Here is a 20,353-nt window from a genome sequence, read left to right as displayed (position 1 = left end):
CACGGGGGCGAAAGCTATGAGATAAATCGTCGCCCGCCCGGGTGCCTGAACGCATTCCATTGCTTTCAAGCGGGCCCGCACTCCTCGCCCGCCGACCAGAGGAGGGGATACTCTTGAAGCGCACCGAATCCTTCGTCGGCCGCCTCTTCACGGCTCTGTTCCTGGCGGCGGCGATCGCCGCGCCCGCTGCGGCGGTCACGGACGAGGAGATATTCAGGGACTTCCGCTTCAATTTCGCGAACCCCGGCGCGCGCGCGCTGGCAATGGGCGGGGCCTTCATCGCCATTGCGAACGACGCGACGGCCGCGCAGGCCAACCCCGCGCGGCTTGGAGTGCTGAGGCGCCCCGAGATCTTCGCCGAGGTCCGGAACCGGAACACCAACGCCTCGGGGCGCAACACCGGGGACTTCCTCATCGATCCGACGATCAATCCGTCGTCGGATCTCTCGCTGAACTCCCAGATCACCCCCGAGACGCAGACGGTCCCCAGCGTCGTCTCCTTCGTCTATCCCTTCAAGCTGCGCCGCGCCCTCACGGTCGGCGTCTCGAGGCAGGAGATCCTCTCGGTCAAGTCGGCGGCGACGAACCAGATCCGGACGATCCCGCTCATCGCGTCGCCGATCCAGGATCCGAACAACCCCGAGCAGGTGACGAACTCGTCCGCCGGGTCGGTCGACTCCAAACTGGTCCTCTACAATCTGAGCGCCGGCTACCAGATCACGCGCGACCTGTTCGTCGGCGGATCGGTGATCTTCGGCCAGCTCGATTTCAAGTCGAACATCAACAGCACGTTCGCCGATCCCGACGCCCTCTTCGGCTACGGAAACCTCGACCCCCGGTTCGAGACCCCCGCGGGGAGCAACCTGATCTCGACGTCCATCAACGACAGCGACACGGACGTCAAGTGGGCGTTCGGGCTGTTCTGGAAGCTCAACGACGAGCTGTCGTTCGGCACGGTGTACAAGAAGGGCGTCCGCATGTCGCTGCAGGAGAAGGTCACGGACAACTCCTTCGCTCCGAACGTCGCGGGGCCGATCGACACGACGTTCAACGTCCCGGACCTGTCGGGGTTCGGCATCGCGTACCAGCCGTGGGCGAAGTCCAGCCACGCCGGGCTCCAGAGCCTCCTCTTCGCCCTCGACGTCGTGAGGGTCGAGAACAAGGACCTCGTCGCAGGGTTCCAGTCGGGGCTGAACGTCGTCACGCTCAACGACTTCATCAAGAGGGTGGACTTCACGGCGAGCAACCAGACCGAGATCCACTTCGGCGCGGAGTACTACCTCAACGTCGGCCGCTCGACGCTCGCCTTTCGCGGCGGGTTCTTCACCGATCCCGACAGCAGCATCCACTCGACGAACGTCGTGAGCGACGGATCGCCGACCCAGACGGGCACCCGGACCGCGATCGAGAAGGGAAACATCTTCCCGTCCCGCTCGACGGTGAACCACGTCACGGGCGGCGTCGGGTACTCGTTCTCGGACTGGGAGATCGCCGCCGCCTTCGACAACTCCAGCCTCGAAAAGCAGGGAGTGCTGTCGGTCATCTACCGGTTCAAGAGGTGAGGAAGATCACTTGATCCCGCCGGTGAGAGAGCGTCGAACGTCGCGAGCGGTCCGCCCGCTCGCCGTCCTGGCCCTCTGCCTCCTCGCGCTTCCCGGAGGCGCGCCGGCCCAGTCGAAGGACTGGTGGGATCTCCACGACGACGCCCGGAAGGTCATCGAGAACGACAAGGCCACCGACGCGCAGCTCGAGGCCGCCCGGCGCACGCTCCTCGCGGCCGTCAAGGAGAAGGACGCCGAGGGGAACCTGCCGACCTACAACCCGAGCGTCCGCACCGACTACCTCCCGTACTTCTACCTCGGCTGGGCGAGCATGCGCCTGCGGCGCTACGACGACGCCGCCCGCTACTTCAAGAAGTCGAGCGACCTGGGCTTCATCTCGAAGGGGGCGCCGGCCGATCTCAAGAGGAAGTTCGACAATTTCCAGCAGCTCGCGAGCAGCCTCAAGCCCGCCGCCGACGCCCTCACCGCCGCCCGCACGAACACCTTCGCGAGCCAGTGCGTCGCCAGCACCGACAGCGCCTCGGGAGGGCGGATCAAGGACTCGATGGCGAAGATCGACGCGATGCTGTCCTCGCCGAGCGACGCGGCCGCGCTCAAGGGTCTCGTGGACGCGCTGAACGGATCCGTCGGGGACTGCGTGAAGGAGCTCGGTGGCCGGCGGATCGCCGCCCTCGTGCGCGACCTCCAGGCGGCCCGCGACGACGTTCCCACCGAGGGGCTGGCGGATCTCCTCGCCCCCGAGACGCAGAAGGATCTGGACGGAGCGATGGCCGGCGGCAGGGACGCGGAGGCGAAGGGGGACGAGGACGGGCTGAAGTCCGCCACCGCGCGGTTCAAGTCCCTCCCGTCGAAGATCGCCCGCGACGTCGACGCGCGATCCGCGCCGCTCGCGCAGGAGGCCGACAGGCTCGCCCAGGGAAACGAGAGGGCGCTGAACGAGCAGAACCAGCTCGGCGCGCGCCTCGCGGACGCGGCCGCGAAGATCCGGTCCGTGAGGGCCTCGGGAAAGACCGGAAAGGATCTGATCGCCGCGGCGAAGTCGGTCGCGGATCTGAAGAGCCTCGTCGCGACGGCCCGGACGACCGTCACGCCGCTTCTCCAGGCGAGGGGGACGGCCCTCGCCGCGGCCCGGCGGGACTTCGAGGGGTGGTCGTCGGGGCACGCGTGCGAGATCGCGGCGGTCGGGGCGAGGGCGGGCGCCGACGCGGCGGCGAAGGACGCCGACGCGGCCCGGCAGGGAGAGTCGGTGGACGCGCTCGACGGCGCGATCGCCAGGCTCAACGCCCTCCGTCCGGACGTCGAGGCGAAGATGAAGGACGTCCTCCCGCGCAAGCAGCAGGAGGCGAAGAGCGTGATCGCCAACGCCGACGGCGTCCTCGCCAACCTCCCCGATCCGGCGAAGAAGACGAAGGGGGAGAGCCTCAAGCAGGGAGTCGAGCAGGGGGTGTCGAAGGGAGACGTCTGCGGGCTCGACGCGGCGATCTCCCAGCTCGGCGAGTGGGTGAGGACCGTGGCCCCCGAGCTCGATCGCCAGCGGAAGGCGGCGATCGCGCGCAACCAGGGGGCGCTCGACGACGGAAATCGCCTCCTGGGCGGGTTCGGCGGTATCTTGAAGGCCGAGACCGTCGCGGCGCTGAAGGCCCGCGTCGACGCGCTCGCGGGCCTCGTGAACTCGAGCTACGACGCCTCGGCGATGGACGGCGCGGGCCAGCTCGTCAGGACGGCGGCGGACCGGGCCCGGGGCGAGATCCGCGGGCAGATCCAGGAGGGGCTCGTCAGCCTGCGCTCGCTGAGATCGGCGCCGGGTTGGGGGGACGTCGCCGCGTCGCGGCGGCAGTGGCTGGAGCAGAACGAGGGGGCCGTGGACCGGGCGGCCTCGGACATGTCGAGCCCGGATCTGCTCGCGCGCTTCGCCAGGGAGTACCCGAGGGCCCGCCTCGAGATCGCGCTCGCGTCGGCGTTCGCGTCCCTCTACGACAGGGGCGACGCGGCGGCCGCCGTGAAGACGCTCGAGGATCTCGGCCCGGGGCTCCGCACGGCGAGCGCGTCGCTGAACTACTCGCTCTCGTACTTCTATTGGTGGCAGGGGCAGTCCGCCTCCCAGGGGGATCGGGACGGGCTGATGGCCAGGGCGAAGGCAGCCTACGACGCGGGGAAGGCGCTGCGCGTGGACCTGGCCGGCATGGGGGCGGCGCTCTTCGCTCCCACATTCGTCGAAGAGATGTCGCGGCGCTGACGCGCCCGGGGGAGCCTCGGATGAGCCTCATCGGTGTTGGGTCGAGAACCGCGGCGGCGGGGATCGTGGTGGTCACGGGCATGATCCTCGCGGCTCCGGCGTCCGCGCAGCAGCCGATCTACCGCCACACGGTCCTCCTTTCCGATACCCCGGCGTTCAACCCCGGGGCGCAGGATCTGCGCGTCGAAGGGGCGTCCGCGAAGCGGGAGATGGGATCCGCCCTCGCGTTCGGCGATTTCAACGGCGACGGCTTCCAGGACATCGCGGTGGGCGAGCGGAAAAACAACAGGGTCTACATCTACTTCGGACGGAACGTCCTCGATCCCGCCGCCTCGAACCCCGGCGACCCGAACGCCGCGTACATCGTGCGGCCGACCGCCGGCGCGACCAACGACGTCCCCGACGTCACGATCACGTGCGGCGGCTGCCAGCTCGATCCCAACAACAACTCCGACTTCGGCTTCTCCCTCGCGGGGGCCGAGGTCACCGGCGACAGCCGCGACGATCTGATCATCGGGGCGCCGTTCGACGACGCCGGCGGCGGCTCGGGGGCCGACAGAGGACGCGTCTTCGTGGTCAAGGGGCGCGCGAGCTTCCCCTCGGCTCTCGACGCCGACGCCGATCCGCAGACGAGCCGCATCACCGCGTCGGGCCCCAACAACAAGAAGTACTTCCTGGGGTTCGCGGTCGCGGCCGGGGACTTCGACGGGGACGGCGTGGGCGACGTCGCGATCTCGTCGCGCGGCGCCAACTTCCCCCTGTACGCCGGAAACGTCGGCAAGGCCCGGGCCGGCGCGGTCCACGTCCTGACCGGATTCTCGTCGGCGGAGGACATCTCGACCGACGCGGCGGTCCGTCACATCGTCGGCGACGGCGCGAACGACTTCTTCGGCGAGAGCCTCGCCATGTGCCGGTTCGACGGCAGCGGCCGGAGCGGCCTGCTGATCGGCGCGATCGGCGTGGACAACGCCGCCCAGACGAACGCGGGCGGGATGTTCGTCTACAAGCCCGCGACGCTCCAGGCGATCGCCGGCGGGAAGGCGAGCGCCATCCGCGGCGCCAACGCCGACTCGACGGTGCTCGGCGCGGACAAGGACGATTCCCTCGGTTTCTCCGTCGCCTGCGGCGACATCAACGGCGACGGCTTCGCGGATCCGATCGTGAGCGCCTTCTTCGCCTCCGGGCCGGGGAACAACCGCCCCGGCGTCGGCGAGGTCTTCGCCTTCTACGGCTCCGCCGTGATCCCCGATCCGAACGGCCTCAAGGCGCAGATCAACCTCAGGACCGATCCCCCCCAGCTCCGGATCATCGGATCGACCCAGGGGGATCAGTTCGGCTTCTCGCTCGCCTCCGGGAACGTCAACTGCGACACCGATCCGAACAGCGGAAACCCGATCGACGACATCATCGTGGGCGCGCGCCGGTACGACTCGGGCGACCCGAGCACCCCCGCGAAGACGAACGTGGGCGTGACGTACGCGATCCGCGGGAGCGCGACGCGCCCGAAGAGCTTCGTGATGGACCTGCGTCCCGGCACGGTCACCGCCGGCAGCCTTCTGAACAAGCCGGGGAACTACCCCACTGTCCGGAGCGAGGTCCTCGATCCGAACGTGTCGGTCCCGTGCGATCCGAACAACCCGGACGATCCCGATCCCAATCGGACGTGCGCCGTCGTCTCGATCCTGCTTGGCGACGTGCAGCACCAGCAGAGCGGCTACACGACCGCCGCGGGCGACTTCAACGGCGACGGGTGCGCCGAGATCGCGGTGGGGGCGATCGGCGACACCGCGCGCCTCGCGACCTACAGCGGCCGCGTCTACCTCGCGAGCCTGAGGGACAACGACGCCGACCTGGTCAGCGATCTGAGCGACCAGGACAACGACAACGACTGCATCGCCGACACGGGCGAGGACGTCAACGGCAACGGCGTCGTCGATCCGAACGAGACGGACCGGTTCGTGTCCGACACCGACGGCGACGGCCTCCAGGACGGGACCGAGACGGGCGTGTCGTCGGTGACGCTTCGCGGCGAGAAGATCTTCGCAGGCGCGGACTGCTCCCTCATCGATCCGGCGAAGCCGCAGTGCTGCCTCGATCACGACGCGGGGGTCACGAAGACGAAGCCGCTGGTCGCCGACACCGACGGCGACACGATCCCGGACGGAGCCGAGGACTCGGATCACAACGGAGCGATCCTGGGCGACACGAACTTGAACGGCGCGCTCGACCCGGGCGAAGTCATCGGCGAGCGCGATCCCAACAAGAAGGACACCGACGGCGACGGGCTCGACGACAACCAGGAGACGCTCGGCGGGTGTCCCAGTCCCCTCGACGCCGACTCCGACGACGACGGCCTCCCCGACGGGTGCATCCCGACGGCGAACGGCGCGAGCGATTGCAACGACATGCGCGCGGGGGAGGACCGGAACAAGAACGGGGCGAAGGACGCGAACGAGACCGGCGCCTGCACCGCCGACACCGACGGGGACGGCCTGCAGGACGGCCTCGAGCTGGGAGTGGGCGGCCCCGGCGTGCCGGGGCCGAACGGCCAGTTCGACACCGCGAGCAATCAGGACGGGACCGATCCCTGCCGGCATCTGCGGGACCAGGACCCCCTCTCCGTCACCAACCCCCTCCTCGCGGACACCGACAACGACTGCGTTCCGGACGGTTGCATCGCGGGATTCAACGGGGGCGGCGGCTGCCCGGCGCTCCTTCCCGCGACGTGTCCGGCCACGGTGGATCCGAACTTCGTCTTCGCCGGCGCCGCGAAGCAGGGGGAGGATCTCAACCTCAACGGCCGCGTGGACGGCGTCATCCTGAAGGGGGTGGCCGCCTCGACCGCCTCTCCGGCGGCGGGAACCGAGACCGATCCGGTGGACCACGACAGCGACAGCGACGGCCTCGACGACGGCCTGGAGTGGGGGGTGACGAGCGGCACGTGCGTCCAGAAGGACCTGGACCCCGCGACGACCACCGACCCGCGCGACGCGGACTCCGACAACGGAACGGTTGCCGACGGCCTCGAGGACATCAACGCCAACGGCCGCTTCGACTTCAACCCGGCGACGTTCGTCTGCGGGGCGACGCAGGCGCTCGACGTGAACAACGAGACCAACCCGAACTCGCGCCTCGACGATCGCGGGAGTGACTTCGCCCGGACGCCGGCGCCCGGCTTCGCCGATCCGAACAACGTCTCGGTGACGGCGTACCTCCAGAACCGCGCGCTCGTCGTCCTTCTCGACGACACGGACGAGAACAAGGACTCGCTCGTCGCCGAGTCGATCGTCCTCAACGCGACGAACCTCGTGGATCCGAACAACGCGCTCCTCCGCCAGGGGATCTCCTGCCTCGTCGACGATCCGAACACCGCGGGAAACGTCGACGTCGAGAACATCACCCTGACCGAGACCGGCCCGAACACGCACCTCTTCCGCGGGACGATCCCCATGGCGGTCGGCACCCCGACCCCACAGAATGGCACGCTCGACTGCAACGAGGACGACCGCGTTCGCCTCGCGTACCGCGACGACGACGATCTGTGCGATCAGCGGCAGGTTCTCGCCGACGTGACGCTGACGCAGATCCGCTCGGTCAGCCCGGCGACGGCGGCCCCGCCGATCACCACGCCCGTGACCAGCGTGTCGGCCGTCTTCAAGGAGGACCTGACCTGCGCCAGCGTGACCGCCGCCGATTTCACGGTGACGGGGACGGTGGGGCCCGCGGCGGGGGCGATCACCTGCGCCGCGGATCCGAACTTCCCGGCGTTCGGCGGCCGCCTCGCGACCCTGACGTTCGGCGCCCCGCTCGCCGACGACCTGTACACGTTCGCTCTCGACTGCGATACCCCCGCCCCCTTCATCGCCGATCTCTCGGGCTTCCAGGCGGACTGCGAGCGCCCGTGCGCGGTGCCGCCGCTCGGCAACCCCGCCTACTGCACGTCGCTCATTTCTGGGAACGGGACGGCGGGGGGCGCCTTCGCCTCGAGCTTCGTCGTCGACAACGACAGTTCCCCCTCGGTGACCGTCGTGAGCCCGGCCAACGCGCAGATCTCGACGGCTCCCGTCACCGTCGTGACCGCGACCTTCAGCGAGGCGATGGACCCGAACACGATCGGGACCGGATCGTTCGGCGTCGCGACCACGATGGGAACCGTCACGTGCGCGACGGTGGGCTACGTTCCGTCCACGAAGCAGGCGGCCTGCACCCTCGCGGGGCAGGCGGCGCCCCCCGACGACCGGTACACCGTGACGCTCCTCGGGACCGGCGGATCCCCGATGCGTGACTTCGCCGCGAACGCCCTCGACGGAGACAACAACGGGACCGCGGGAGCCGACTTCGTCTCGACCTTCGTCCTGGACACCGACAGCTCGCCGTCGGTCGTCTCGGTCGATCCGAACAACCTCCAGATCATCACCTCGTCGCGGCCGAACCTCGCGAGCGTCTCGGCCACCTTCAGCGAGTCGATGAACCCGGCGACGATCACGTCGTCGAGCTTCACCGTGAGCGGGACGATGGCCGCGCTGACGCCGTCGTCGGTCGTCTACACCGCCGCCGCCAAGCGGGCGACCTTCACCAGCAACGCGGGCACCTTCGCCGACGATCGCTACACGGTCACGCTGCAGGGGAACGGCGGCTCTCCGATCCGGGACTTCGCCGCGAACGCCCTCGACGGGGACAACGACGGGACGGCCGGAGCCGACTTCACGTCGACCTTCGTCGTCGACTACGACCAGGTTCCGGCGATCACGATGACGCTCTCACCGCCGGGGGCCGTGACGGTCAACCCGCTCGTCAACATCACGTTCAAGTTCGACCAGTCGATGGAGGCCGCGACGGTGACGAACCCGGCCAACTGGTCGGTCGCCGGAACGATGATGACGGTCGCCGCGACGTCGATCACCTACGACCCGGTGAACAAGACGGTCACGTTCGATCCCAGCGTCTCGCTCCCGGACGACCTCTACACCGTGACGCTCACCGGGATGACCGATCAGGCGGGGAACCTCCTCGACGGCGACAACAACGGCGTCGCCGGCGGGGCCTTCGTCCTCACCTTCGCCGTGGACGCCGACAGCTCGCCGAACGTGGCCAGCGCCGATCCGGCGAGCGGCCAGGTGGTCGATCCCAACCGCCCGGGCCTCGACCACGCGTCGGCGACCTTCGCGGAGGCGATGGACGCCTCGACGATCTCCGCCGCGTCGGTGACGCTCGCGGGGACGATGGGGGCTCTCACGCCGTCCTCGGTCACGTACGCCCCCGTGGGGAAGACCGTCACGTTCACGTCGAACGCGGGCGTCCTCGCGGACGATCGGTACACCCTGACGCTGGTTGGCACGGGAGGAGGCCCCATCCGGGATCTCGCCGGGAACGCCCTCGACGGCGACAACAGCGGAACGGCGGGTGGGGACTTCACGGCGACCTTCGTCATCGACTACGACCAGGTGCCGTCGATCGTCGCTCTCCTGTCCCCGGCGGCGCCCATCACCGTCGACCCGAACGTCGTCATCGTCGTCGCCTTCGACCAGTCGATGGAGGCCTCGACGGTCACCGATCCGAACCACTGGACGGTCATCGGGACGGCGGGGGTGCCGATCGCGGGCGCGATCGGCTACAACCCGATCCTCAAGATCGCGACGTTCCAGCCCCTCGCCCCGCTCCCGGACGACCGCTACGGCGTCTCGATCAGCGGCATGACCGATCAGGCGGGGAACCTCCTCGACGGCGACGGGAACGGGATTCCCGGAGGCGCGTTCGTCTTCTCGTTCACCGTCGACTTCGACAGCTCCCCGTCGGTGACGGCGACCAGCCCGGCGAACGGCCAGGCGCTGACGGCGGTCCGATCGACCTTCACCGTCACCTTCTCCGAGGAGATGGACCCGGCGTCGCTGACGCCCGCGTCGCTCCAGGTGCGCGACGCCTTCGACCCGTCCCTCGTCCTCAACACGCTCGGGCTTTCCGTCACCTACGACCCGCTCAACCGCATGGCCACGATCACGACCGACTTCCCCCTCGGGAACGGCTCCTACGAGATCTTCGCCGACGGCACGACGGGGACTCCCGTGAGGGATCTCGCCGGAAACGCCCTCGACGGCGACAACGACGCGGCCGCGGGAGGGGACTTCACCTCAGGCTTCACGATTGGCGTGACGGGGGTCTTCCTCCGCGCCGTGGAGTCGGCGCCGGACCTGCACGAGGTGGTCGTCGATCCCAACTCGCTGGGCAACCAGGTGAGGGTGAGGGTGTCGGAGCGCCCGGACACGGCGTCGGTCGATCCGAACACCTTCCTCCTGACGAACTCGGCCGGCGACGTGGCCTGCGATCCCAACAGCTTCGCCTTCGCCGATCAGGGATCGGGCTCGAGCAAGTGCCAGAACTGCAACCTCCTCTGCGCGATCACGCCGACGACGTATCCCGACGACCGGTACACCGTCACGCTGAAGAGCGATCCGAACGTCCCGGCGCTGCGCATCAAGGCGAAGACCAGCGGCGGGACCAACTTCCTCGACGGCGAGTGCTCGGGGGGCGTCTGCGACGTGGCGGCCTCGGACTTCCCGACGGGGAACGGCACGGCGGGAGGGGATTTCGTCTACACCTTCTTCGTGGACGCGGATGCGGTGCCGAGCGTCACGAACCTGTCGCCCACGAGCGGATCGACGATTGGCGATCCGAACGCCAACGTCGTCGTGACGTTCGACCAGCGGATGGATCCGAACACCTTGAACGCGACGACCTTCACCGTCGTCCCGACGACGGGGGGCGGCGGTCCTGTGGCCGGCGGGTACTCGTTCGACCCGAACACCCGCGCGGGGACCTTCGACCCCGGCAGCCCCCTCGGCGACGGGACGTACACCCTCACGCTGATCGGCGACCCGAACGCCGGGAACCCGAGCGTCCGCGACTTCAGCGCCCCGGTCGGCAACGCGCTCGACGGGGACAATGATTCGACCGCGGGCGGCAACTTCGTCGCGACCTTCACGGTCGAGGCCGTCGCCCCGACGGTCCTCTCGACGACGCCGGGGGGCTCGACGGTCGTCCTCGCCCCGCCCGCGGGCGTCCAGGTGCTCTTCAGCGAGCCGATGGACGGCTCGACGATCACCACCGGGAGCTTCGTCGTGACGAGCACGATGGGGAGCGTGAGCTGCTCCGCCGTGTCGTACGACGCGCCGAGCCGCACCGCGACGTGCACGCTGACCGGGTTCGGCTCGCCGGCCGACGACATCCTGACGATGACCCTCGCCGGAAACGGCGGCTCGCCGATCAGGGACCTGGCCGGGAACGCCCTCGACGGCGACGGCAACGGGACGGCCGGCGGCGACTTCACCGCGGCCTTCACGATCGACACCGACATGACGCCGACGGTCACGGCCATCAACCCCGCAGACAGCTCGACGATTCTGATCACCCCGACGACCGTGACGGCCACCTTCAGCGAGCCGATGGCCGGCGCGAGCCTGACGACCTCCACGTTCTTCGTCGGCACGACGACGGGAGGGGTGAGCTGCGCGTCCGTGACGTACAACGCGCTCCTCAAGACCGCCACGTGCACCCTCGCCGGGGTGGCGGCGCCGCCGGACGATCTCTACACCGTGACGCTTCTCGGCACCGGGCTCCCGCACATCACCGATCTCGCGGGGAACCCGCTCGACGGGGACAACAACGGGATCGCCGGAGGCAACTTCGTGTCGAGCTTCGTCGTCGACACCGACAGCACGCCGAGCGTCACGGCGACCGATCCGAACGATCTCGAGACGGTGAACGCGCCCAGGACCACGGTGACGGTCGATTTCTCCGAGGCGATGGACAGCGCGTCGCTCACCCCCTCGACGATCGTCGTGTCGAGCAACACGACGGGGCTGCTTCTCGCCCCCGACGCGGTCGCCTACGTGCCGGCCCTCCATCGCGGCGTCTTCACCCGGGCGGCCGGAATCCCGGACGACACCTACACGCTGACCGTCGTCGGCTCGGGAGGGACGAAGGTCCTCGACCTCGCCGGGAACACGCTTGGCGCGGGGAACTTCACCGCGACGTTCACGATCGAGGCGGCGGACCCGAACGTCACCGCGACCGATCCCAACAACGCCCAGGTCAAGACCTCGGCCCCCGGGACGGTGATCGTCACGTTCAGCGAGCCGATGGACTCGAACACGATCGACACGTCGAGCGTTCTCGTCGCCACGACGGCGGGCGGCGTGAGTTGCACCTCGGTCACGTACGATCCGAACACGGAGAGGGCCACCTGCACGCTGTCGGCCCTCGCGACGCCGCCCGACGACCGGTACACGGTGACGGTGAAGGGGACGGGAGGCTCCGCCGCGAAGGACCTGGCGGGTAATGCGCTCGGCGGCGGGACGGACTTCACGAGCTTCTACGTCGTGGACACCGACACCACCCCCACCGTCACCCTCAGCGACCCGAACAACGGCCAGATGTTCGTCAGCGGGCCGACGACGGTCACGGTCGACTTCTCCGAGGCGATGGACGGGAGCACGATCGACGCGACCACGTTCCTCGTGAGCGGGACCGGCGGGAGCGTCACGCCGACGATGGTCGCCTACGCCGCGGCCACGAAGCGCGCGACGTTCACCGTGGCCGCTCCGCTCTCCGACGACGTCTACACGATCACCGTCAGGGGGGCGGGCTCTCCCGCCGCGAAGGACTTCGCCGGGAACTCCCTGGGCGGGGGCATCGACTTCACGTCCACGTTCACCGTCAACGCGGGGGCTCCCACGGTGACCGCGATCGATCCGAACGACCTCCAGATCAAGACGACGTTCAGCAGTACGCAGCACGTCATCGCCACCTTCAGCGAGGCGATGGACGCCAACACGATCTCGACGTCCACGTTTCTCGTGACGGCGAGCCAGGGCGGCGTGAGCTGCTCGGGAGTGGCGTACGATCCGAATACCCACAAGGCGAACTGCACGCTCGCGATCACGCCCGTTCCGCGGGACGACCGGTACACGGTCACGCTCAAGGGGACGGGCGGCTCGAAGATCAAGGACGCGACCGGCGTCGTCCTGGACGGCGACGGGATCGGCGGGGCCGGCGGCGACTTCGTCTCGACCTTCGTCGTGGACACGGACACCACGCCGACGGTCACGGCCATCAACCCGGCCAACAACTCGACGATCGTCTCGACTCCGACGACCGTCACGGCGACGTTCAGCGAGGCGATCGACCTCGCCACGGTGGATGCGACCGACTTCCTCGTCACCTCGACCGTCGGGACCGTCTCGTGCGGCTCGTTCAGCGTGAGCGCGTCGACACGGCAGGCGACGTGCACACTCACAGGTGTCGCCGCGAACCCCGACGATCGGTACACGGTGATGCTCCTCGGATCGGCCGGCACGGGGATCAAGGACTTCGCCGGCAACGTCATCGCCGACTTCACGTCGCACTTCGTCGTCAACACCGACTCGACCGCTACGATCACCGCGAGCGATCCGAACCAGAGCCAGACCGTGACCGCGGCGCCGACGGCGGTGACGGTCACCTTCTCGGAGGCGATGGATCCCAGCACGATCAGCATCTCCTCGATCCTCCTCGCGGGCTCGGCCGGCTCCATCACGGCCGACAGCGTCACGTACGACGCGGCGACGACGACCGCCAGCTTCAACTTCGCGGCGGGCCTCCCGGATGACTCGTACACCCTCACGGTGCACGGCTCGGCGGCGCCCCAGGTCAAGGACTTCGCGGGGAACAACCTCGACGGCGACAACAACGGATCGACGGGAGGCGACTTCTCCCTGGCGTTCGTCGTGGACACCGACGCCAGCCCGACGATCACCACCGTGAATCCGAGCGACACGCAGGTGAAGACCGTCTTCTCCGGGGCGCAGACCGTGACGGCCACCTTCAGCGAGGCAATGAACGCCGCCACAATCACCACATCCACGTTCCTGGTCGGCGCCACCGGCGGGGGCGTCTCGTGCAGCCCCGTCACGTACAACGCCGCCACGCGGGTCGCGACCTGCACGCTCTCGGGCCTTCCCGCCAACCGCGACGATCTCTACAGCGTGACGCTCGTCGGGACCGGCGGGTCGCCGATCACGGATCGCGCGGGCAATGCCCTCGACGGCGACGGCAACGGCACGGCGGGAGGGGACTTCACCAGCACCTTCATCGTGGACACCGACACCACGCCGACGGTGACCGCGACGAACCCCGCGGGCGGGAGCACCTTCACGGGCACCTTCACCACCGTCACGGCCACCTTCAGCGAGGCGATGGACGGCTCGACGATCACGACGTCCTCGATGACCGTCACGTCGACGCAGGGGGCGGCCTCCTGCTCGGCGGTGAGCTATTCGGCGGTCAACCGGCGCGCGACCTGCACGCTGACCGGGCTCACGACCCCGGATGACGACGTCTACACCGTGGACCTCTCGACGGCCATCACCGACAAGAACGGAAACCCCCTGACCGCCTTCAGCGACTCCTTCGTCGTGGATCACGATCAGGTTCCGGCCGTCGTCTCCACGACTCCCGCGAACGGCTCCTCGACGGCGGGGGTCAGCCAGATCGACGTTCTCTTCGACCAGGCGATGGATGGGACCACGATCACGGGGACGACGTTCACGGTCGCGGACACCAACGGCGTGGCGGTCGCCGGGACGGTCAGCTACGACCCGACGACGCGCATCGCGACCTTCACGCCGACGACGTCGCCGTTCCCGGCCGCCGGATCCCCGTACTCGATGCACCTCGAGGGGACAACGGGGGCTCGCGTGAGGGACCAGGCCGGGCACGTCCTCGACGGGAACGGCAACGGAACGGCGGGCGGCGACTTCGACGCGACCTTCACGTCGACCGCCGCGCAGAGGCGTCCCCCCGCGGGGCCGTTCGACGACGGCATTCTCGCGAAACCGAAGTCCCATCCGGGAAAGAAGGCAGGGAGAAAGGGCGGGCCGTGAGGAGACCGAACATGCGAAGCGTGCTTCACGAAGTGAGGGCTCTCGGGGCTCTCGTCGTTCTTCTCCTGGCGGGGGGCGGCCTCCCGGCCGCGGCGACCGCCGATTCCCTCGATCCGGCCGCCCCGCCGGCGGCCTCGAGCGCTCCCGCCCCCCCGGACACGGTCGAGAGCGGCGGATCGGCGGCGGGGACCGGCGTGTATCGCGGGGTCGTCACCGACAGGAGATCCGGAAAGGCGGTCTCCGGCGCGTCGGTCGTCTTCACCAACGAGGAGACGGGCGAGGCCTACCAGGCGGCGACCGGCGACGCCGGACAGTACGAGGTGCGCCTGCCCGCGGGGGAGTACGTCGTCGACATCAAGGTGGGGCGGAAGACCTACCGGAGCACCGGCACGTTTCGCGAGGAAGCGGCCGGCAAGCGCTGGACGATGGACTTCACCATCGGGACGAAGCTCACCGAGAAGGATCTCAAGATCACGACCACGCCCAGGGACATCCGCGTCATCCAGGCCGAGCCGCGGCCGCCGCTCGAGGGCTCGAAGAAGTGGCTCGAGTTCTTCATCTTCATCGGGGGGCTCGCCGCGGTCGGGGCGCTGGCGAACTGACGGGGCCGCCTTCCGGAGACGGGATCAGCGCCGGCCGGAGGCCGGGACGGGATGCAGGACGATCTCGACCCGGCGGTTGACGGCGAGCGACTCCGGGTCGCGCCCCTTCGAGATGGGCCGCGTCTTCCCGTACGAGACGATCGTGAGCTGCGACGGCTCCAACCCGAGGTCGCGCAGCGTGTCCTTGACCGCCTTGGCCCGGTACATCCCGAGCGCCTGGTTCCACTCGTCGGTGCCGCGCTCGTCCGCGTGACCTTCCACCGTCGCGACCCACCCCGGCGCGCCGCGCATCACGGAGAGGTCCTGTTCGATCGATCGGCGGCCGTCCTCGGTGATCTTCCATTGACCCGTCTCGAAGAGCACCACCTGGAGCCGCTCGTTGAACGGCCGGAGAGCCTCCTCCGGCGAGACGGGGCGCGGCGGCGGGGGAGGAGGCGTGGGGGCCGTGGGGGGCGGGACGACGACGGCCTGTTCGGCGGCCGGCTCGGCGGGCGGCTCGGGTGGTAGCTGCTGGACGTCGAACGTGGCCACGATGGCGGGTCCGCCGTGGGCGCATCCGGAGAGCCATGCGACGGTCAGAACTGCGGCGGCCGCGAGCCGTGTGTCCCTCATCCGCGCGAGTCTACCACAGGAGGGGTGGTATACTTCCACGATGCTCGTTCGATGTCCGAAATGCCGTGGTGAGAACCGGCTGACCGATGTTCCCGCAGGCGACAAGGTCCTCAGCTATCTGTGCCAGGTGTGCGAGCAGATCGTGCGGCTCGACCTGTCGCTCGACGAGGTGAAGTCCTCCTCGTCGTCGGGAGGGTACGCGAGCGTGCAGCGGCGGCCCACGGTCCTCGTCGCCGACGACTCGGGGCTCGTGCTCCGGATGGCCACCGATCTCCTGATGGAGGCCGGGTTCAACGTCATCACCGCAGCGGACGGCGCGGACGCGCTGCGGCGCATCGAGGACGATCATCCCGACCTGGTCGTCCTCGATCTGCTCATGCCGCGCGTCACCGGGTTCGACGTCCTGCGCGAGATGAAGCGCAACGAGCGGGTCAGGGAGACCCCCGTCCTCGTGATGAGCGGCGTCTACAAGGACGACGTCGTCTCGCACCTGAACCAGATGGGCGCCTCCGGATTCATGGACAAGGACCTTCTCGCCGAGACGCTCGTCTTCCGGGTCCGCTCCCTGCTCGGAACGCGGGCCGCCTGATCGGCCGCGCGACGACGTCGTTTGATGGCCCGCGCCGGCCTGTGGTAACATCGCCCGCGATTAAAGTTTCCCGCCCTGACCCGAGTGCGCCTCCGAGATCGCGGCCCGGCGCGGCGAACGACCGCCGCCGCCGGGGACACCCCGGCCGATCACCCGAGAAGCTCGATCCCGGAGACGCTGCCGTCAAAGAGAGATCGCTGGAGGTATCGTGGCCAATATCATCGTCGTCGGAGGCCAGTGGGGTGATGAGGGGAAGGGCAAGGTCGTCGACTACCTCACCTCGCGGTTCGACGTGGTCGTTCGCTACTCGGGAGGCCCCAACGCCGGGCACACCGTCAGGCGCGGCGAGAAGAAGTTCGCGCTCCACCACGTGCCGTCCGGAATCCTCACCGACGGGGTCTTCTGCGTGATCGGCAACGGCGCGGTGATCGACCCCGTCTCCCTCGTCGCCGAGCTGCGCACCCTCGAGGAGCAGGGGGTGTCGGTGCGCGGCCGGCTGGCCATCAGCCAGCGGGCCCACGTCATCGTCCCGGCGTACGTGCGCAAGGAGAAGGCTCTCGAGGAGTCCCGCGGGGACGGACGGATCGGCACCACCCTGAAGGGGGTCGGGCCCGCGTACGAGGCGAAGGCCGCGCGCACGGGTGTCCGCATGGTGGATCTGCTGGACGCCGGCGCGCTCCTCCGCGCTCTCTCGGCGGCGGTGCCGGCCGACGAGGTCGCCTCGACCGCGGCGTCCCTCACCGAGCTCGCCTCCATCCTGAAGGAGTACATCGCCGACACGACGCGCCTCCTCGCCGACCGGATGGAGGACGGAGAGCGCGTTCTGTTCGAAGGGGCGCAGGGGACCCTCCTCGACGTGGACCACGGGACGTACCCGTTCGTCACGTCGTCGAGCGCGGTGGCCGGCGGCGCCTGCACCGGGGCCGGAGTGAGCCCCACGCGCATCGACGGCGTTCTCGGCGTCTTCAAGGCCTATTCCACGCGCGTCGGCGCGGGCCCGTTCCCGACCGAGGAGAAGGGGGAGCGCGGCGAGAAGCTTCGCACCCGCGGGAACGAGTACGGCACCACCACGGGGCGCCCGAGGCGCTGCGGCTGGTTCGACACCGTCCTGGCCCGCTACGCGGTCCGCGTCAACGGCATCGACAGCGCGGCGATGACGCTCCTCGACGTCCTCGACGGGTTTGACGAGATCCCCGTCGCCATCGGATACCGCTACAAGGGCGATCGGATCCGGCAGTTTCCCACCGAGCCGTGGGTCCTCGACGCCGTGGAGCCGGAGTACACCACGATGAAGGGATGGCGCACCGACACGACGGGCTGCCGATCGTTCGAGGAGCTGCCGCGCCAGGCTCAGGAGTACATCCGCACCATCGAAGACGCGATCGAGTGCGACATCGACATGATCTCCGTGGGGCCCGAGCCGGAGAGGAGCGCGATTCGAGAAGTCTCCAAGCTCTCCGCCTGGCTGGCCGACGGAGCCTGACCTTTCGGATTCTCACCGACCCGCGGCCGATGGCGGCTCGCCGGTCGAGCACGAAGAGGGGCGGCGCGCACGGCGGCGCCCCGTTCACGCGAGGGGTCGACGCATGGCCACGGGAACGATCAAGAAAGTGATGAAGGATCGCGGCTTCGGATTCATCCTGACGAGCGACGGGAAAGAGGTCTTCTTCCATCGCAGCGAGTGCCGTGGATGTGATTTCAACGTGCTCGACCAGGGACACCAGGTCGAGTTCGAGCTGAAGGAAGATCCCAAGGGCCCGCGGGCGCTGAACGTCAAAGTCGGCGCGTGACGGGCGGCCCCGCCGGCGGCGCGCGGGGCGGGGCGCGGGTGTGGGCCGTTAGCTCAGTTGGTAGAGCACCAGCCTTTTAAGCTGAGGGTCCCGGGTTCGAGTCCCGGACGGCTCACCATCCACGACCTCCTCCTTCACCCGAACCCCGAGGCATCCACCGCGACGTGCGCAATCTGAAGGCCCTCCTCGAGTACGACGGCACCCGCTACAGCGGCTGGCAGATCCAGAAGAACGCCCGCACCGTCGGCGGCGCCTTCGCCGAGGCGCTCGCGGACGTGGCTCGCGAGTCGCCGCCCATCTACGCGGCCGGGCGCACCGACGCCGGCGTCCACGCGGTCGCCCAGGTCGTCTCGTTCAGGCTCCGGTCGGAGCTCACGACCCGCGACCTCCAGGAGAAGCTGAACGACCGGTTGCCGGCGGACGTCAACGTGCTCCACGTCGAGCCCGTGCCGATGACCTTCCACGCGCGCCACTCCGCGACGGCGCGGACGTACCGCTACCAGGTCTCACGGCGCCGCACGGCGTTCGACAAGCGGTTCGTCTGGTGGGTGCGCGCGCCGATCGACGTCGAAGTCCTTCGAAAAAGCGCTGAGCTCATCGCCCGGGCGAAGGACTTCCGCTCCTTCGCCGAGGCCGACAGGGACGACGACGCCGAGGGGGCGGATGCGCCGACCACTCGCTGCCGGATCCACGAGGCCGCGTGGACGGAGGAGGACCATCTCCTGATCTTCCGGATCCGCGCCGACCGCTTCCTGTGGCGCATGGTCAGGCGGCTGACCGGGACGATGATCGCCGCCGCGACGAGGAAGATCGATCCGGGGTCGATCGGAAAGTGGCTCGAGCACCCCTCGCGCGAGCCCGCGGCGCTGACGGCTCCTCCCTCGGGGCTATTCCTCGAGTCGGTGGAGTATCCAGTAGAGCCTGAGAGGCGGGAGCCCGCGAGGGGCTTCAGGCGTCCGGCGGGCGGCTCCCACCCGAAGCGGCGCCTTCCCTAGAGAGCCACTCGGCGACCTTCTTCATCCCCGCGTCGAACCCCACGGTCGGGGACCAGGAGAGCTCTCGTCTCGCTTTTTGAATCGAGTAGGTTGTCCGGGAGGTCAGGAGATTCAGGCCGAGCCGCCCGAGGGGAGGCTTCCTGCCGAGCCTGGGAAGCACCGCCTCCATGGCTGCGACCGCGGGCCGTGCGACGAGCAGGGGAACCGAGATCCGCGGCGGCTTGACGGAGGCCGCCTTCGCGAGCGCGTCGAGGTAACGCTTCCACGACACCGGGCGGCCATCGGTGATGATGTAGGCCGCGCCTCCCGTGCCGGCGCCGTGCAGGCAGGCGAGGACGGCGTCGGCGAGGTTGTCGACGAAGGTCACGTTCACCAGCCCGCTCCCGCCGCCGATGTGGATCATCGTCCCGCGCCGCATCGCGTCGACGAGCTTGACCACCCACTCGCCGGCACGTGGCCCGTAGACGTCGGCTGGGCGCAGAACGGTCAGGTCGATTCGCCCTTCCGCTTGCAGCTTCTGGAGCGACTTCTCCGCCGCGATCTTGCTGTCCGCGTACGGGAGCCCGATCGACGTCATCGGCTCCTTCTCGTCGATGTTCTCTCGCGGCGGCATTCCGTGCACGGTCACGCTGCTGATGTACACGAACCGGCGGACGCCTGCGTCGGCTGCGGCACTCGCAAGGGTTTCCGTCCCGCCCGCGTTGATCCGCATCGCCTCGTCTCGCGGAAGAGACCCGCCCATGAGCGCCGCGCAGTGGACGACGGATCCGACTCCCCTGGTGGTCACGACCCGATCGCAATCAGCTCGGGACGTGACGTCTCCTGTTACGAGTTGAATTCCCGTCCGCGAAAGGTGCGACACCGGCTTGCCGGGAAGATCCAGCGCGACGACAGCATGGCCGCGCTCTGCGAGCCGGCGTGAGATGGCGCCGCCGATGAAGCCACTGGCTCCCGTGACGAGGACCGGCGGCAGGGGCGGTTCGTTCGGCATGTGGCGCGATGATAGACGCTTTCGGCCCCAGCGATCTAGAATGCGCGGCCTCCGGCGATT

10 protein-coding genes and 1 tRNA gene are annotated in these 20,353 nt (G+C 69.1%); 9 read left to right on the top strand and 2 right to left on the bottom strand.

From position 1 onward, the window contains the following. Nucleotides 1-113: 113 nt before the first annotated feature. From HY049_06600 to HY049_06585, 4 genes are read left to right on the top strand one after another with little or no spacing between them, the layout of a single operon-like run. Nucleotides 114-1,562, top strand: coding sequence for an outer membrane protein transport protein (locus HY049_06600; protein ID MBI3448566.1), 1,449 nt, complete (start codon nt 114-116; stop codon nt 1,560-1,562). Between the two features lie 22 nt (nt 1,563-1,584). Then, on the top strand, nt 1,585-3,798 hold the full coding sequence (locus tag HY049_06595) for a hypothetical protein (GenBank protein MBI3448565.1): 2,214 nt from the start codon (nt 1,585-1,587) through the stop codon (nt 3,796-3,798). A gap of 20 nt (nt 3,799-3,818) precedes the next feature. Next, a complete protein-coding gene (locus HY049_06590; protein MBI3448564.1) occupies nt 3,819-14,714 on the top strand; it encodes an Ig-like domain-containing protein in 10,896 nt (3,631 codons plus the stop codon). Between the two features lie 11 nt (nt 14,715-14,725). Next, nucleotides 14,726-15,316, top strand: coding sequence for a carboxypeptidase regulatory-like domain-containing protein (locus HY049_06585; protein MBI3448563.1), 591 nt, complete (start codon nt 14,726-14,728; stop codon nt 15,314-15,316). Between the two features lie 24 nt (nt 15,317-15,340). Here HY049_06585 and HY049_06580 read toward each other — a convergent pair whose 3' ends face one another. After that, nucleotides 15,341-15,682 (bottom strand): OmpA family protein, encoded by a 342-nt coding sequence (locus HY049_06580; protein ID MBI3448562.1) that lies wholly within the window; start codon nt 15,680-15,682, stop codon nt 15,341-15,343. Between the two features lie 286 nt (nt 15,683-15,968). Here HY049_06580 and HY049_06575 point away from each other — a divergent pair, with 286 nt between their 5' ends. The 5 genes from HY049_06575 (at nt 15,969) to truA (ending at nt 19,302) form a co-directional block, all read left to right on the top strand. Then, a complete protein-coding gene (locus HY049_06575; protein ID MBI3448561.1) occupies nt 15,969-16,517 on the top strand; it encodes a response regulator in 549 nt (182 codons plus the stop codon). Between the two features lie 208 nt (nt 16,518-16,725). Beyond that, nucleotides 16,726-18,000, top strand: a complete 1,275-nt coding sequence (locus tag HY049_06570) for an adenylosuccinate synthase (protein ID MBI3448560.1) — start codon at nt 16,726-16,728, stop codon at nt 17,998-18,000. A 103-nt stretch (nt 18,001-18,103) separates the two neighbouring features. Then, the gene (locus HY049_06565; GenBank protein ID MBI3448559.1) at nt 18,104-18,307 is read left to right on the top strand and encodes a cold shock domain-containing protein; all 204 of its coding nucleotides are present in this window, start codon (nt 18,104-18,106) and stop codon (nt 18,305-18,307) included. 42 nt (nt 18,308-18,349) lie between these two features. Further along, nucleotides 18,350-18,425: transfer RNA gene (locus HY049_06560), tRNA-Lys, on the top strand. 46 nt (nt 18,426-18,471) lie between these two features. Continuing rightward, nucleotides 18,472-19,302: a tRNA pseudouridine(38-40) synthase TruA gene (gene truA / locus HY049_06555; GenBank protein MBI3448558.1), complete on the top strand. Its 831-nt coding sequence runs from the start codon at nt 18,472-18,474 to the stop codon at nt 19,300-19,302. Here the strand turns inward: truA and HY049_06550 are convergent. Next, nucleotides 19,256-20,293 (bottom strand): SDR family NAD(P)-dependent oxidoreductase, encoded by a 1,038-nt coding sequence (locus HY049_06550; GenBank protein ID MBI3448557.1) that lies wholly within the window; start codon nt 20,291-20,293, stop codon nt 19,256-19,258. The two genes, truA and HY049_06550, sit on opposite strands and share 47 nt — an antisense overlap. Between the last annotated feature and the right edge of the window lie 60 nt (nt 20,294-20,353).

The organism is Acidobacteriota bacterium, assembly GCA_016195325.1.
Classification (GTDB): Bacteria; Acidobacteriota; Polarisedimenticolia; order JACPZX01; family JACPZX01; genus JACPZX01.
Note: the sequence above shows the minus strand (reverse complement) of the source record. Positions and strands in the feature narration are given on the sequence as shown.